Here is a 15496-nt window from a genome sequence, read left to right as displayed (position 1 = left end):
CTTTTTTATGTAAAGAACAGAAAAATAGAAATGGAAGTTCTTAAGAACCTCTAGTCTACAGGATAATTGTTCTTAAAAAAAGAAAAGTATCATGTCTAATTGTTATTTCAAAATAAGTATTATATCATTATACTTTATTTGAGTGCATATTTACCTTATAGCTACAACAATAGTTTTTTATTTAGCAGAGTTTATATGACTTGTACTATTCCCAAATTTTTTTCATCATCATAGTATCTATACTGATTTTCTTCATTTCTAAATGATGGTTCTAAAATATCTTCTTTATCGTAATAACGTAGAGCTTTTACAGTCAAACCAGATATTTTAGAAAACTGACTTATTCTATACATAATTACCTCCTTTGATTTTAATTGTAAACTATCCTCTGCACTGGAATGTTAGGAAAATTATAACGTATTAAAGATAGCTATATAATAAACTATTTATATATAATGTCTTATGGAATATAGAGTTAATATTCCTAGCAATTTATAATATCTTTTTAAAGTAACTTGCTTTATGGTTTGCATATTGAAAACATTGTATATAGTATTCAAATATGCTTATGCAATTTAATAAATATTACTTTGGGGCTTGAAAAGAGCATTGTAGGACAAGCCACAATATATGCTAGATGATATCATGTTAACTATAAATATAAAATAAACTTATTGGAGGAAATGAAATGTCAAGAATAACAGATATTACTGTGGTCGAACAGAGTGCATATTATGCTTTAGTAATAAAGAAAACAATTAACTTCATGGTTGAATTTCAAGAGTTTTCTGCTGAAGGATATGCCAAAATCATGGACTATATAAAAAGTAAAAATACTTTTGTAGCAGGAGCACCTATTGTCTGCTTTCACAATATGGACTTAGAAAACTTAAATATTGAAATAGGCTTTCCTACTGCAACTAAGATGGAAGGCGTAGATGATATTCAGGGTATAGAAATACCTGCACAAAAGATAGTTACTGCAATTGACCAAGGTGATTATATTTTGCAAGACCCTACATTAGAAGAATTGTTTGCATGGGTACAGAGTAGCCCCTATGAAATGATTGGAGAAATTTATTATCAATACTTAAATACACCAAATCGCCCAACAAATGAACTATTGACTAAAATGATGTTGCCTATTCGTTAATATGAAGTATCAAAAATAAAACATGAAAATTTAAAACAGGAGTTGAACTTAAAATTTGATTGGAAAAAATCAATTTCGAGACAACTCCTGTTTTTTTGGTATAATATAATTTATAAGGCAGAAAAAGAGGTGAAGGAATGCTAAAGTATTGTTCAGTTGGAAGTGGCAGTAGTGGAAACTGCCATTATATAGGGTATAAAAATACTAATATACTAGTAGATGCAGGGTTAAGTGGAAAGAGAATAACTACAGGTCTTAAAGACATTGATGTAGATGCAGATAAATTAAAAGGAATATTTATAACACATGAACATGTTGACCACATAAAAGGGGCAGGTATATTATCAAGAAAGTTTGATATACCAATATTTGCTAATATAAAGACATGGTGTTCTATGAAGGATAAGTTAGGAGATGTCAAAGATAAAAATATGAAAGTTTTTGAAAATGATAAAACTTATTCACTAGGAGATATTATAGTGAGACCTTTTTCAATAGAACATGATGCATCTGACCCAGTTGGATATAATTTCTATACAGAGAGTGATGAAAAGATATCTATAGCTACTGATATAGGATGTATAACTCAAAATATAAAAAAACATCTATATAAATCTAAGTTAGTAGTATTAGAATCAAATTATGACCCTAATATGCTTATGATGGGTTCATATACATATGCTTTAAAGAAAAGAGTAATGTCAAACACTGGACATTTATCTAATGAAGATGCCGCTAATTTCTGTGTTGAGCTGATTAATGAAGGTACAGAATCTATATTATTAGCTCACTTAAGTAAAGAAAATAATTTTCCAGAATTGGCATATGAGACTTCAAAAGGAGTATTAGCATCAAATGATATAGTAGTTGGACAAGATGTGAAGCTAGATGTACTATCACGAAATGATATTTCTAATGTTTATGAAATGAAGTAGAGGTGAATAACTTTGCTAAAAAGAAATTTCGAAAATGTTGAAGATAATAAAATTTTATATTCTATAAAGCAAGGAATGATTTTAGCCATACCTGCTATTATGACTGGCTCAACTGCTCTTGTCATTTTAAATCTTCCAATAAGGGCGTATCAAGAATGTTTATCAAATTTATTTAATGGAGAAATCACAAAGATTCTTAACTTTATAAATGGCTCTACTTTAGGAATAATTTCATTAATAATATTATTAACAATAAGTTATAGTTATGGGAAAATATATGGGAGCAAGTATACAGTACTTGTTCCTATAGTTGCAATGTGCTCTTTTTTAGTGTTTTCAAGTGGCAATGAACTTAATTATATAGAAGTATTTAACACAAAGTGGCTATTTACAGCTATTATTGTCGCTATGACATCATCTGTATTGTTTGTAAAACTTACAGAATCTTTTGTCACAAGTGTAAAGTTTCATACAGAGGGAGCAGATGCAGACTTTAATATGGTAGTCTCAGCTATAGTTCCATTTATAATTGTAGTATTTTTATTTTCTATTTTTAGAGTAATAATGATAAGTTTAATTGGTAGTTCAAACTTTCAAGATATATTTTACGATTTATTTTCAAATGTATTTAGCAAAATGGGGAGAAATCTCATGAGTGCCTTATTATTTATTTTCTTGATGCATTTTATGTGGTTTTTTGGAATTCATGGGAGTAATGTTCTAGATACAGTTGCAAAAAGTTTATTTGAAAATAGTATGGCAATTAATATCAATTTAGTTAATAATAATCAATTGCCAACAGAAATCTTTACTAAGACTTTTTTTGATACAATGGTCTTGTTGGGTGGATGCGGTTCTTTGCTATGTCTAGTAATTGCGATTTTTCTTAGTGAAAAACGTATAAATGTAAGAAAGCTAGCTAAAATTGCTTCCATACCAGCTCTTTTTAATATAAATGAGATGTTAGTTTTCGGAATACCAATTGTTTTTAACCATATTATGTTTGTACCTTTTGTAATTACGCCTATAATCTTGACTATTACAAGTTATATAGCTATGTCTATAGGGTTTGTTCCATGTACAGTTTCTCCTGTAGAATGGACATCGCCTATATTTTTAAGTGGTTATATGGCTACAGGCTCTATAAGAGGAAGTATGTTACAATTGTTTAATCTATGTATCGGGGTTATGATTTATATACCATTTATAAAGATGTCGCAAAATAGATATACATATATGTTTAAAAATAATATAGAAAACTTAACAAATTTAGTAAAAAGGTATGAGTTAACAGGTGAACAGCCAAATCTTTTAAATTACAGTGGTAAAATAGGGTCAATTTCAAAAATGTTAGCTTCAGATTTAAAGTTCGCTATGAAAAGAGGAGAGATAGAACTTTTTTATCAACCTCAAGTCAATTATAATGGAAGTGTTGTAGGAGCAGAAGGATTACTTAGATGGAAACATTCAATAGGAGGATTCATTTATCCACCATTAGTTATAATTTTGGCTAAAGAAGAAGGGTTCTTAGATGAGCTTGGAGAGTATATTATTGATAAAGCATGTATTGACTTAAAGAAGAGTGAGAAGTTATTGAGAAATCCTGTTAAATTCTCTGTAAATATATCTCCAGACCAACTTGATGACCCTAAATTACCAGAGCAAATAAAAAATATCATTAATAGGAATGATATAAATCCTAATATGTTAGGTATAGAAATTACAGAACAGGTTGCATTATCAGGTTCGCAAATAATTATAGAACGTATCAATGCGATACATAACTTGGGAATAAAGCTAATTATGGATGATTTTGGTATGGGTCATAGCTCACTCATATATCTTCAAAATAATAATTTTGATATAGTTAAATTGGATGGTTCGTTAGTTAAAGAGATACTTACAAATAAAAGAAGTAGTGAAATTATAATGTCTATTGTAAATCTTTCAAAAAATTTGGAGTTTGACATAGTTGTTGAATATGTTGAAAATTTGAGTCAAAGAGATAAGCTATATGGATTAGGATGTGAGATATATCAAGGATATTATTATAGCAAAGCTGTAACTTTTGAAGAGTTTATAGAGTATGCAAATCAAGAAAGAGTGAGATAATTTTATAAGAGTTTATAGATTATATTAGGATATAAATGTGTAGCAAAATTAAGTTTAGGAGAAACATATGAATATAAGTATAGTTGTGGTAGGTAAAATTAAAGAGAAATATTTAAAATTAGGTATTGATGAGTTTAAAAAAAGACTTTCTAAGTACTGTAAGTTGGAAATTATAGAGTTGGACGATGAGAAAGCTCCAGAGAATTTGAGTGCTAAGGAAATGGAAATTATAAAAGATAAAGAAGGTAAGAAAATTTTAGGGAAGATAAAGCACAATAGTTATGTTATAGCTTTAGCCATTGATGGAAAGAATTTGTCTTCTGAGGAGCTTGCTAAGACTATGAGTGATTTAGCAGTTAGAGGTAATAGTAGTCTCTGTTTTATAATCGGAGGTTCTCTAGGGCTTTCTGATGAAGTCCTAGGAAGAGCTGATTATAGGTTATCTTTTTCTAGGATGACTTTTCCTCATCAGATGATGAGGTTGATATTGTTGGAGCAGATTTATAGAGCATATAGGATAAATAATGGGGAACCGTATCACAAGTAAGTGATATAACAGAATAAATAGAGTAAGGTAGATAAGGTAATGAATACCTAATCTACCTTACTTTATTAAATTGACGTATAAGCGCCATCCCACACTATTCTTTTATAATTTTCAGGATCAGTATCACCCTCTGTACTTATAACAAGTATTTTTGAATCTTTATTTATGTTTAGCTTATCAGCTATTTCTTTTAATCCATCTTCCTCTAAAATCAAACTTAAAATCCCTAAACCTACCGCACCAGATTCTCCAGATACAACCTTAGGGTCTCCCTCTAGTGGGTTAGCAAGTATTCTCATTGCTCTTGCAGCTACATAATCAGGGCAAGAAATATACATATCAGAATAATCTCTTAAAATATTCCAACCTATAGTGTTAGGTTCACCACAATTAAGCCCTGCCATTATAGTTTCCATAAAACCTGTAACAGCATGTGGTTTTTGGTCATTTATTTCTGCTGATTTAAATATACATGCTGCTTCATTTGGTTCAACTATAGTAGTTATTGGTCTATTGTTGCCAAATACATATTCTAGATATCCTTGTACAGTTCCAGCAAAAGAGCCAACCCCTGCCTGAAGGAATACATGAGTAGGCATTCCATTATCTAAAGAATTTATTTGCTCTATAGCTTCATCGATAAGAGTAACATATCCTTGCATAATCCAAGTTGGAATTTCTTCATAACCATCCCAAGCAGTATCTTGTATTATAACACCATTATTTTCATCAGCATATTTAGTAGCTAATCTTACTGCATCATCATAATTTAAGTCTGTTATAGATGCTTCTGCACCTTCTTTTCTAATATTATTTAATCTTATCTCAGAAGACCCTTTTGGCATAAATACTACTGATTTTTGTCCAATTTGATTTGCAAACCAAGCAATCCCTCTTCCATGATTTCCATCAGTGGCTGTTACAAAAGTTAAGTCTCCAAGCTTTTCTTTTATATTTTTACTATTTAGCATTTCAAAAGAAAGATTAGAAATATCCATATTTAATTTTTTTGCTATATATTTTCCAACCGCATATGAACCACCAAGACTTTTAAATGCATTAAGTCCAAATCTATATGACTCATCTTTTAGCCAGATATTACTAATACCTAATTCATTAGCTAATTCACTTAAACTGTGAAGAGGAGTTACTTTATACTCTGAAAAGCTTTTATGGAAGTTTCTAATTTTTTCTATTTGTTCTTTGTTAATAAAGTCTACACTTACTTTAGATTTGTGTAAATTTCTTGCATTTTCATTTTGTATATATTTGATATCTTTTATATTTCTCATAGTTTTTATCTCCTAAAATTATTTATTATTTATTTCTTAATTATAATTATATTGACTAATTAGCAAAAAATATATAATAATATAGGCAATAAATATCGTTATATTATCAAGTTGTGTATGATTAAAAAAAATCTAAATTAGCAAAAGGAGACTAGATTTATGAAGGATAATATTGTTACTAATAAAAATAAAAAAGAAGTAACACAACAAGGTTCATTTGAATTTCCAATTACAGTCTATAAGACTAAAATAAGTGAAAATATTTTGGGGTATATTGATTGGCACTGGCATGAAGAGTTACAATTTTGTATTGTAACAAAAGGTAATATTAATTTTAATGTTGATGGAGATTCAATAATTTTATCTGAAGGAGAAGGGATATTCATAAATGCAAGGCAATTACATCAGGCAAAAAATTATAAAGGAAGAGATTGCTCTTATATAAGTGTAGTTTTTAATTCAGACTTTATATCTAGCTTTGCAGGAAGTCTCATAAATATAAAATATATACAACCTTATATAGATAATTCTAGAATTAATTATTGTATTTTGAAAAATGATATTGACTGGAAATCGGTTATACTAAACAATATCTTTAAAATTTATGAAGAGTATAATAAAAAGGAAATGGGATTTGAATTACATATATTTATATTATTAATAGAAGTATGGAATATTTTAATAAAATCTTATTTTGTATCATTTCCTAATGATAATGCTAGAAATAATAGTTTGCATATAAGAAATATAATTGGCTATATATGTGACCATTATATGGAGAAAATCGAACTTAATGATTTAGCAAAAGAAGTTAATTTATCTAAAAGTACTTGTTGTCGTGAATTTAAAAAATATATGAATTGCACTATTTTTGAATATATTATTAATTACCGCTTGGTAGCTAGCTCAAATTTATTAATTTCAACTAATGATTCGATTTCAGATATAGCTTATCAGTGTGGATTTGGTAGTACTAGTTATTTTATTGAAAAATTTAAAATGAAAACAGGAGTATCGCCGTCTATTTATAGAAGACAAAAGACAAGTTTTTAATAAGATATTATTTTTATATAGAATAAAGTTTAAAAAATAAAGAATAAAAAATAGCATTAACCATGAAAAATGGCTAATGCTATTTTTATAATCAATATTAATTAATTTTATATTATAGAAATAAATTTTTCTAATGCTGGGTTTGTATTGTTTTTATTCCATACAACTACAACTTCAATTCTATTCTGTACTTCCTTTATAGGAACAATTGAAATATCATGCTCTATCATATTACCTACAGCACAAAATGAAGGTAATATGGATACACCCATATTAGAGGCTACTAGAGATTCAATAGTATTGAGATTATTTGAACGTTGTACCACATTAGGTACAAATCCTGCTTCATGATATCTATCTTGTATCATAGATTTTTGACCATATTCATCTCCTGTCTCCTTTACAAAAATAAATTTCTCATGTTGTAACTCAATTAAATCAATACACTCTTTATCATAAAGAGGATGTCCAGGGGGTAAAAGGGCAACTAAAGAATATCTTGCTACAGTTTTATATTCAAAACCTTTTAATGGCTGATTTTCCGGATTAATAACAAAAGCAAGGTCCATAAAATTATTTTTCACTAAGTTTAAAAGCTCAGTCATCTCGTTAGTACAGAGTTCCATAGATATGTTAGGGTATGTATGAGAAAATTCTTTTAAATATTGCTGAAGTTTGTTTTTTTCATATCCGATTAAAATTCCAATGCTTAAAGTTCCAGAAAAACCATTTGCAAACTTTTGTGTTTTTGCAATAGCATCATTGATATTTTTTATTATAGTGCGTGCCTCAGATAAAAAAACTTTTCCGGCTGGAGTTAGCTCAACGTGTCGTTTGCTTCTTGTAAACAGAGTTACATGTATCTGTTCTTCTAAGGCTTTAATTTGTTGTGTAACAGCAGTTTGAGAAATATAAAATTTTTCTGCTGTTTTGGTAAAACTTAAATTTTCTGCTACAGATATAAAATATTCCAATTGTTTAGTATTCAAAGAATCACCCCTTTTTAAACTTATCTTGCTTGTAAACATTAGTTATATAATTAAAACTTATTATAGTATAAGGAAACTTACTTTTAAATAATATTAGAAAATATTTGTATAAAAATATATGTTTAAATGTGTATTTACATTAAATTTTATAAATTTATTAATAAGAATAACTTATATATTCCCATAAAAACGATATTGGATTTGACTGAGTTTATCCCATAAAATGAAAGTATATCAATTGATAATAACCTAGATAAGAAAGGAGAAAAAATGGAAGATAAATTTTATGCAAAAGGTGAAGGTAATAACGGGTATATCAAAAACCTTGAAGTTTGTTCCTTTAACAACTTAGATGGAACTTGTGGAATGTTTCAAATGGCGCTTTATAAAAGAGATGAGAAATATTATTTATATGGGTGTTGTTTTGGGGGAAGTAAAAAGAATGGAGTAATGATTAGTGACATTACAAATCCTTATAATCCAGAATTTATTAAACACTTTCAAGTGTTAGATCCAAAAGAATATCCTACAACAACAACTCCAAAAATTCAAATAGCAGATGATTTAATGATAGTAGCCATGAGCTGTGGAAGTGGGCCAGGAGCACTTGTTGACCAAGCTAAATTAGAAAGTATTAAGTGTGAAGCAGGAATTAGAATATATAGTTTAAAAGAGGACCCACTAAATCCTAAGTTTTTAGGATATTGGGATTGTGGATTAAAGCATGTAATGGGTGTTCATAGATTTATGTATAATGGTGGAAGATATGTACACTTATCAAGTGACTGCGTTGGATTTGAAGGAATGATTTACAGAATCATAGATATAATAGACCCAACTAATCCAGTAGAAATAGGTAAGTGGTGGAGACCAGACCAATATGCAGATGGATATCCAAATAGAACATTTGATCCAGGAGCACCTCATTGTCCAGAATTTATGGATAAGGGATGGCTTCATGGACCTCCTTTTGTAAGAGATAAAAAAGCCTATTGTGGTTATGGAGGAGCCGGTTTAGTTGTGTTAGATGTTGAGGATTTAACAAGACCAAGATGTTTGGGCGAGTTACCATTTATGCCTGCGTTTTCTAGCAGACTTGCAGGAGCAAGAACGCATACAGCACTACCATTACCAGGAAGGGATTTGGTTGTTGTTCAAAATGAAGGAGAACGTTTTCAGTTTTTTAAATCGGAGAATATTACAGATGTCCAAGCTATGAATAATATACATATGGTTGATGTTAGCAATCCAACAAAACCGACATTAATTGCTCAGTTCCCATATCCTGAAGTACCAAAAGATTTTCCTTATCCTAATTTTAATGTTGCAGGGCTAGGAAAACCAGGACCATTTGGACCACATAACCTTCACGAACCAATGGATAATAAGCCATGGTTAGAGCAAAGAGGAGATAGAGTGTATTGCTGTTATTTCCATGCAGGTTTAAGAGTTTACGATGTATCAGACCCATATTATATCAAAGAATTAGCATATTTTATACCACCAAATCCAAATAAAGCACCAGAAGAGTCTTATTTCCTAGGATTCCCTGGACCACGTTTAGCAGTAACAGAAGATATTATTGTTGATGATAGAGGATACATCATTATAGATGCTCTAGATGATGGGTTCTATATATTAAAAATGAAAGAAGATTAATAAACACTAAAGAGGGAGAGTTAAATATGAAAATACTAGGTATTTCTTTTGGAACGAAAAATGGAAATAATGACACAATGTGTAAAGTAGCACTTAAAGGAGCTCAAGAAGTTGGAGCTGAAGTAGAATTTATTCAAATGTCATCTCTTAATATTAAACATTGCACTGGGTGTTGTGCATGCGTTAAGACTTTATTATCTGGAAAAGGTAGTATGTGTATACTAAAAGATGATTTTGAATGGTTACTTGATAAAATAAAAGACGCAGATGGGATAGTATTCTCAGACCCAATATTCGAAGAAGGAGCATCAGGATTATTTCATACTATAATGGACCGTTTTGGGCCAAGAGTAGACAAGGGAAATAATATTATAGGAACAAAAGTTGCAGAAGCTACGGGGGGAAAAATTCCAGACCCAAGAATACTTAAAGATAAAGTAGTATCATTTATGGGAATAGGTGGTTCAGACTGGGGTACAAGAGTTCAATGTGAACATGCTATGCTAGCCCTAATACCAATGTGGAAAGTGATAGATAATGCTTGGTTTCCATGGGCAAAGGAACTAGTCATGAATGATGAAAAACTTGCTCAAGTTAGTCAAATAGGGATAAATATAGTTGAAGCAGCAAAAGATTTCGAAAAAGCTTCATACCAAGGAGAAGAAGGAGTCTGTCTGCATTGCCATAATAGGCTATTCTACCTCGAACCAGGTACTAAAAAGTCAATATGTGCTCTATGTGGCATAGTTGGAGAATTAGATACAACAAGTGGAAAAACTATATTTAGTTTTCCAAAAGAGCAATTAGGACATGCTCATGACACTTTACCAGGTAAGTTTATACATGGTGATGATATTAAAAGAATGGAAGGGCATTATGCAGAAGTTCGTAAAACAACAGAATTTAAAGAAAGAAAAGTAGCTTATAATTTTATAGAACCATTGATTAAAGAAAAGCAAGTTGAAGTTTCATTAGGAGAATAATTGAAATATAAAGGCTATTTTTAAGGAGTGTTATAGGAGGCCTATTATATGAAAAAGAAATCAAGTTTTAGACAAATTGTATTTGTTAATACAGTAAGAAGTATCCCTATAGTCTTTATAAGGTCAGTTGTAGCACTAATAATGCCACTATACTTAATTTATTTTGTAGTATCTACGATTGTAAATCCAGTAGCAACCAGGTTGGTAGAGATAAGGCAATCTAGAGAATATGCTAATTACAATATGGAAAATGGATAGAAAGAAAAAAGAAATATTAACACTGTCCATAGGGATTGCTTTATTACCTCCTTTATGGGCAGTGTTAGCACCTTACATAGGGATAAAGACTGGAGCTGTAGCATTAATTTGTGCAGGATTATATGTAACCAATGGCAATAAACAAAAAGATGGATTAAAGATAATGTTTGGTTTTTGGTGTGGAGATTTGTGGGCAGTATTGGCAATTTTAATTATGGAACATATAAATTTCAATCAAAACCTAGAATTATTTTTAACACTTAGTATATTAGGATTTTTTGCAGTTATAATCGCATCTTTATTTGAAAAAATACTTTTCTTACCATCATGGCTTTGTGGCTGGGCTATAGGTCTAACTATTATGACAGGTGAAAGCCTTATTAACTTACAGAGCATTTGTATTCAAATTGCTGTAGCTATGGCAGTAGGAGTGTGGTATGTGGGAGCAGGTGTAGATTTGTTTACTAGGGGTATTTTAAACAAAGACAAAACAATGGAAAATTGAAGCATGTGAATATAATTTGATTATGGGAGGGTGTTTATGGGGTTTGAATTTAAAATAATGAGGAGTTTAATATATGTAGGACTTGCTAAGGAAGAGTATAGACCCAAATTAATGGATTGGTTATATCGCTATCATATTCCAGATAGTATTAGTAATTTTGGGCCATATTGCACTAAATATGCTTTTTATCAGGCATATCCTACACCAAATGAAGGTGAACGTTTTGGTGTACGTAAGATGCAATTAACAGAGCATTATTGGCTTGTAGATGAACATATGCCTGAGATGGCAAATAGAATTATGACAGAATACATGCCTATGGATGTTCTTCGTTGGCAAGGATGCATACCAGATGTGGGGAATAAAAAGGTTCATGAGAATGCAGAAAGTGGAGATGCAGGGCGTGCAGTAGGTGGTGACAATGGATGCCCACCATTTATATTTGCTTTTGTCCCAATAAACTGGGAAGAAGATTTTAGAGGAAAAGGACGTACTGTACAAGATGGTCCAAACTATCGCTGGCAATTTATGATTAAGTATCCAGAAGGTATCTCTAAAGAAGAAGGAGAAAAATGGTTTTATGATGAGATAGTTCCATACTTTACAAACTGTTGCTATGTTAATCGCTTTGTAAGCAGTAAAATCATGATTAACTATGGAGCAACTGCATTTGACCGTGTAGTAGAACTATGGTTTGAAGGAGAAGAAGAGTGGTATAAAGCTGTAGTTGAAGATGCAAAATCATTTATTAAAAAACCAGCATGGGCACAAGAAGAGGAGTTTCCATATCTAAAGCCACAATTCAATATCGCATCAGTATTTTTAGGTGATATAGCAACGATGGATGCATATTCACAGTATCGTGGATATATTCCAATGAGATAAAATTTATAAGATATTTATTAAAAAGTGTTTATGGTGTATTTAAAGATTAAGACATTCCTTTTATGATATAGAGTTGAAATAATAAAACTGCTATCATAAAGGGAATATTTTTATGTCTACAAAATACCAAAAGATTGTGAATACTATGTTTACTCAGGTATTCCTAGATTTAGATTAGTAGAATTTTTACAAAGAAAAACTCAATAATATTGTATTCACTTTTTATGGTAAAATATAAAGAAATTTTAAAATAACATCTAAGGAGGAGTAAATATGATTTTATTGGTAGTTGATACACAAAAACTAATAACAAATGAAAAGTTATATAATTTTAATAGTTTTGTAGCAAATGTAAAAAGCTTAATTGATACAGCTAGAAAAAGTAACATAGAAGTAATATATGTACGCCATGATGATGGGACTGAAAATGAGTTGACTAAGGGTAAAGATGGCTTTGAGATATATGAAAAATTTAAACCATACAATAAAGAAAAAATATTTGATTAAAAAATAGCTACGCATACTCATGACTTTAGTCGTGAGTTAGTAGCTAAAATAGTCAGCATATAGGGAAACTTATATGTAGAGATAGGATAGAACCTATCCAATACTACCTGAATTGCTGGAAACCCCTAAAGCTAACCAAACTAAAACATAAGGCTGAAATAAACCTAAGTGTGAGAGTTACGAAAGTAGAAAAAATTGGTTAGATGGTATAAGGTTAAACCCTAAGTACTTTAAAATGGGCAATCAGCAGGTAAGCTCCTAAGTAGGAGAAACTTCAACGACTATTCCTCTTGAGGGAAGTACACTACAAGCTATTGGTAGTGGAAGTGGGTAGACCTTAACGGATAATGCCGAAGGATAAGATATAGTCTGTGCTTGCATGAAAGTGTAAGAAGTTCATAAGAGAACTGCATAGGTAGTAGCGAACCTATGTGAACGACAACCTCAAAAATGATAAAAGTTAGAACTTACGGTTCTTACATATGTTATTTAAAAATAAATATAAAACCTTCAAAAAACTTGTTTTAAAAAATTGTACTTGTTAATATTAGAGTGGATAATGAAAAATGGAAGTGACTTGGATATGTATATTTAGTAAAATACCATATAGTATGGTGTGTAAAATATGGACATCTAGTATTAACATAATCATAAAAAACAAGTAAAGTGAGGTGATAGTAGTGGAAAAAGCTTATAAATTTAGAATGTATCCAAATAAAAAACAGCAAGAGTTAATTAACAAAACTTTTGGATGTTGTAGATTTGTATATAATAAGTATCTTGCTAAAAAAATAGAAGTTTATGAAAATAATAAAGAAACTTTTACTTATAAACAGTGCAGTTCTGATTTGACCAATTTAAAAAAAGAATTAGAGTGGCTTAAAGAACCTGATAAATTTTCACTACAAAACACCTTAAAAGATTTAGAAAACGCATATAAAAAATTCTTTAAAGAAAATGCAGGATTTCCTAAATTTAAATCAAAGAAAACTAATAGATTTTCATATAGAACTAACTTTACAAATGGAAATATTATGTACTATAGTCAATATATAAAATTACCTAAACTTGGTATGGTTAAAGTAAGGGATAAACAAGTACCTCAAGGGAGAATACTTAATGCTACTATATCCAAAGAACCAAGTGGTAAATATTATGTATCATTATGTTGTACTGATATAGATATTGAAGCATTTGAAAATACTAATAATCAGATAGGCTTAGATTTAGGAATTAAAGAATTTTGTATCTCAAGTTGTGGACAATTTATAGAAAATCCTAAGTATCTTCTAAAGTCATTAAACAAACTTGCCAAATTACAAAGAGAACTATCGAGAAAAACAATTGGTAGTTTAAATAGAAATAAAGCAAGATTAAAAGTTGCAAGACTTCAAGAACATATAGCTAATCAAAGGAAGGATTTTCTACAAAAACTATCTACTAAATTAATACGAGAGAATGATATTATTTGCATAGAGGATTTACAAGTAAAGAATATGGCTAGAAATAGTAAACTATCTCGATTAATTTCTGATGTGTCATGGTCAGAATTTATTCGTCAATTAGAATATAAGGCTAATTGGTATGGTAGACAAATTGTAAAGGTAGGTAGATTCTTTGCAAGTTCACAAATATGCAATAAATGTGGGTACAAAAACGAGGAAGTGAAGAATTTAAGTATAAGAGAATGGATTTGTCCTTGTTGTAATGTAACTCACGATAGAGACATAAATGCGAGTATAAATATACTAAAAGAAGGATTAAGACTAATAACAGTTTAAAATAGATAACTTATGTAAGAACCGTAGGAACTACGGGGATAGCCTGTGGAGAATTTGTAAGACATATTTTAGTATGCAAAATTCTATGAAACAGGAACCATGTGACTTTAGTCATGTGAGGTTCAGAAAAAAGTAAACAGTGCTTTTAAGGAAACTGGTCTATTAGAATACTTAACAAATAAGGGTGAAAAAGATATAATTGTTGTTGGACTTCAAACAGATTATTGTATTGATGCAACTATAAAATGTGGATTTGAGCATGGTTTTAATATGATAGTTCCAGCTTATTCAAATACAACTGTTGATAATTTATTTATGTCAGCAGAACAATCATATAAATACTACAATGAATTTATATGGAATGGAAGATATGCAGAATGTATTTCATTGGATGAGACACTTAAAAGAATGAAGTAAATATAGGCTACCTATAATAAAAAAATTTAACCTACTTGGTTTTAAAATATTAAAGTCATAAGAGGTATAAGTTACTGAATCTTGTATTTAGATAAATTAATTTCAGAAAAATGATACTAGAGTACAAATTAATAAACAAATCTAATGTATTAGAATGGTACAAGTAAAATAAGGCACATCAATTTTATTTTAAATTAATGTGCTTTTTTAGGTGGAACAATTTATTAAAAGTTAATATGATTTTTATTATTTAAATCACTTTTCTTGTGTTTCTTTACTAAAGAAACCTTTTTTATTTATAAAATCTACAATTGTACTACAGTATCTATTTTAGATAAGTATAATTTTTGTCTCAATCTAAAACAAAAGTTATACTTAAATGAAATTGAAAACAATAAAATTCTCCAATAAAATAAATAT

General features: G+C 29.7%; 15 protein-coding genes and 1 pseudogene. 13 read left to right on the top strand and 3 right to left on the bottom strand.

The features are described from left to right. Positions 1-191: 191 nt before the first annotated feature. Positions 192-353 carry a MerR family DNA-binding transcriptional regulator gene (locus ACTG46_RS19265; RefSeq protein ID WP_407814377.1) on the bottom strand — a complete coding sequence of 54 codons (162 nt, stop codon included), beginning with the start codon at positions 351-353 and terminating at the stop codon, positions 192-194. Positions 354-688: 335 nt separating this feature from the next. Between ACTG46_RS19265 and ACTG46_RS19260 the strand changes: the two genes are divergently transcribed. The 4 genes from ACTG46_RS19260 to rlmH all read left to right on the top strand — a co-directional run bounded on the left by ACTG46_RS19260 (position 689) and on the right by rlmH (position 4747). Continuing rightward, positions 689-1153, top strand: a complete 465-nt coding sequence (locus ACTG46_RS19260) for a GyrI-like domain-containing protein (RefSeq protein ID WP_479923410.1) — start codon at positions 689-691, stop codon at positions 1151-1153. A 137-nt stretch (positions 1154-1290) separates the two neighbouring features. After that, on the top strand, positions 1291-2088 hold the full coding sequence (locus tag ACTG46_RS19255; RefSeq protein ID WP_479923409.1) for an MBL fold metallo-hydrolase: 798 nt from the start codon (positions 1291-1293) through the stop codon (positions 2086-2088). Between the two features lie 12 nt (positions 2089-2100). Then, entirely contained in the window at positions 2101-4200 is a 2100-nt protein-coding gene (locus tag ACTG46_RS19250) for an EAL domain-containing protein (protein WP_054277829.1), read from the top strand. Positions 4201-4267: 67 nt separating this feature from the next. After that, positions 4268-4747 (top strand): 23S rRNA (pseudouridine(1915)-N(3))-methyltransferase RlmH, encoded by a 480-nt coding sequence (gene rlmH, locus ACTG46_RS19245; protein ID WP_054272067.1) that lies wholly within the window; start codon positions 4268-4270, stop codon positions 4745-4747. A 65-nt stretch (positions 4748-4812) separates the two neighbouring features. Here rlmH and dpaL read toward each other — a convergent pair whose 3' ends face one another. Then, on the bottom strand, positions 4813-6030 hold the full coding sequence (dpaL, locus tag ACTG46_RS19240; protein WP_479924082.1) for a diaminopropionate ammonia-lyase: 1218 nt from the start codon (positions 6028-6030) through the stop codon (positions 4813-4815). Positions 6031-6198: 168 nt separating this feature from the next. Here dpaL and ACTG46_RS19235 point away from each other — a divergent pair, with 168 nt between their 5' ends. Continuing rightward, the gene (locus ACTG46_RS19235) at positions 6199-7092 is read left to right on the top strand and encodes an AraC family transcriptional regulator (RefSeq protein ID WP_479923408.1); all 894 of its coding nucleotides are present in this window, start codon (positions 6199-6201) and stop codon (positions 7090-7092) included. Between the two features lie 107 nt (positions 7093-7199). On the opposite strand, the gene ACTG46_RS19230 is transcribed toward ACTG46_RS19235, so the two are convergent. Then, complete coding sequence (locus tag ACTG46_RS19230; protein WP_479923407.1) at positions 7200-8081, bottom strand: LysR family transcriptional regulator; 882 nt, start codon at positions 8079-8081, stop codon at positions 7200-7202. Between the two features lie 270 nt (positions 8082-8351). Between ACTG46_RS19230 and ACTG46_RS19225 the strand changes: the two genes are divergently transcribed. The 8 genes and pseudogenes from ACTG46_RS19225 to ACTG46_RS19190 all read left to right on the top strand — a co-directional run. Then, positions 8352-9740 (top strand): LVIVD repeat-containing protein, encoded by a 1389-nt coding sequence (locus ACTG46_RS19225; RefSeq protein ID WP_479923406.1) that lies wholly within the window; start codon positions 8352-8354, stop codon positions 9738-9740. Positions 9741-9766: 26 nt separating this feature from the next. Then, positions 9767-10723, top strand: a complete 957-nt coding sequence (locus tag ACTG46_RS19220) for a flavodoxin family protein (protein WP_479923405.1) — start codon at positions 9767-9769, stop codon at positions 10721-10723. 48 nt (positions 10724-10771) lie between these two features. Continuing rightward, complete coding sequence (locus ACTG46_RS19215; protein ID WP_219674269.1) at positions 10772-10981, top strand: hypothetical protein; 210 nt, start codon at positions 10772-10774, stop codon at positions 10979-10981. After that, entirely contained in the window at positions 10974-11486 is a 513-nt protein-coding gene (locus ACTG46_RS19210) for a DUF1097 domain-containing protein (protein WP_054277822.1), read from the top strand. Before ACTG46_RS19215 ends, ACTG46_RS19210 begins: the two co-directional genes overlap by 8 nt. A 36-nt stretch (positions 11487-11522) precedes the next feature. Next, positions 11523-12371 (top strand): acetyl-CoA hydrolase, encoded by an 849-nt coding sequence (locus ACTG46_RS19205; RefSeq protein WP_479923404.1) that lies wholly within the window; start codon positions 11523-11525, stop codon positions 12369-12371. A gap of 273 nt (positions 12372-12644) precedes the next feature. Continuing rightward, positions 12645-12878 (top strand): isochorismatase family protein, encoded by a 234-nt coding sequence (locus tag ACTG46_RS19200; protein WP_479923403.1) that lies wholly within the window; start codon positions 12645-12647, stop codon positions 12876-12878. A 671-nt stretch (positions 12879-13549) separates the two neighbouring features. Then, a complete protein-coding gene (gene tnpB / locus ACTG46_RS19195) occupies positions 13550-14659 on the top strand; it encodes an IS200/IS605 family element RNA-guided endonuclease TnpB (protein WP_479922843.1) in 1110 nt (369 codons plus the stop codon). A 132-nt stretch (positions 14660-14791) separates the two neighbouring features. After that, a pseudogene (locus ACTG46_RS19190) lies at positions 14792-15076 on the top strand (isochorismatase family protein); the annotation flags it as partial. Positions 15077-15496 lie beyond the last annotated feature (420 nt).

Source organism: Clostridioides sp. LIBA-7678 (genome assembly GCF_056716065.1).
Note: the sequence above shows the minus strand (reverse complement) of the source record. Positions and strands in the feature narration are given on the sequence as shown.

Excerpts from the sequence above, each read along its gene's own strand:
- ACTG46_RS19235 (WP_479923408.1), top strand. The coding sequence starts at position 6,199 with ATGAAGGATAATATTGTTACTAATAAAAATAAAAAAGAAGTAACACAA.
- ACTG46_RS19255 (WP_479923409.1), top strand. The coding sequence starts at position 1,291 with ATGCTAAAGTATTGTTCAGTTGGAAGTGGCAGTAGTGGAAACTGCCAT.
- ACTG46_RS19215 (WP_219674269.1), top strand. The coding sequence starts at position 10,772 with ATGAAAAAGAAATCAAGTTTTAGACAAATTGTATTTGTTAATACAGTA.
- ACTG46_RS19200 (WP_479923403.1), top strand. The coding sequence starts at position 12,645 with ATGATTTTATTGGTAGTTGATACACAAAAACTAATAACAAATGAAAAG.
- ACTG46_RS19265 (WP_407814377.1), bottom strand. The coding sequence starts at position 353 with ATGTATAGAATAAGTCAGTTTTCTAAAATATCTGGTTTGACTGTAAAA.
- ACTG46_RS19225 (WP_479923406.1), top strand. The coding sequence starts at position 8,352 with ATGGAAGATAAATTTTATGCAAAAGGTGAAGGTAATAACGGGTATATC.
- rlmH (WP_054272067.1), top strand. The coding sequence starts at position 4,268 with ATGAATATAAGTATAGTTGTGGTAGGTAAAATTAAAGAGAAATATTTA.
- ACTG46_RS19205 (WP_479923404.1), top strand. The coding sequence starts at position 11,523 with ATGGGGTTTGAATTTAAAATAATGAGGAGTTTAATATATGTAGGACTT.
- ACTG46_RS19210 (WP_054277822.1), top strand. The coding sequence starts at position 10,974 with ATGGATAGAAAGAAAAAAGAAATATTAACACTGTCCATAGGGATTGCT.
- ACTG46_RS19260 (WP_479923410.1), top strand. The coding sequence starts at position 689 with ATGTCAAGAATAACAGATATTACTGTGGTCGAACAGAGTGCATATTAT.
- ACTG46_RS19220 (WP_479923405.1), top strand. The coding sequence starts at position 9,767 with ATGAAAATACTAGGTATTTCTTTTGGAACGAAAAATGGAAATAATGAC.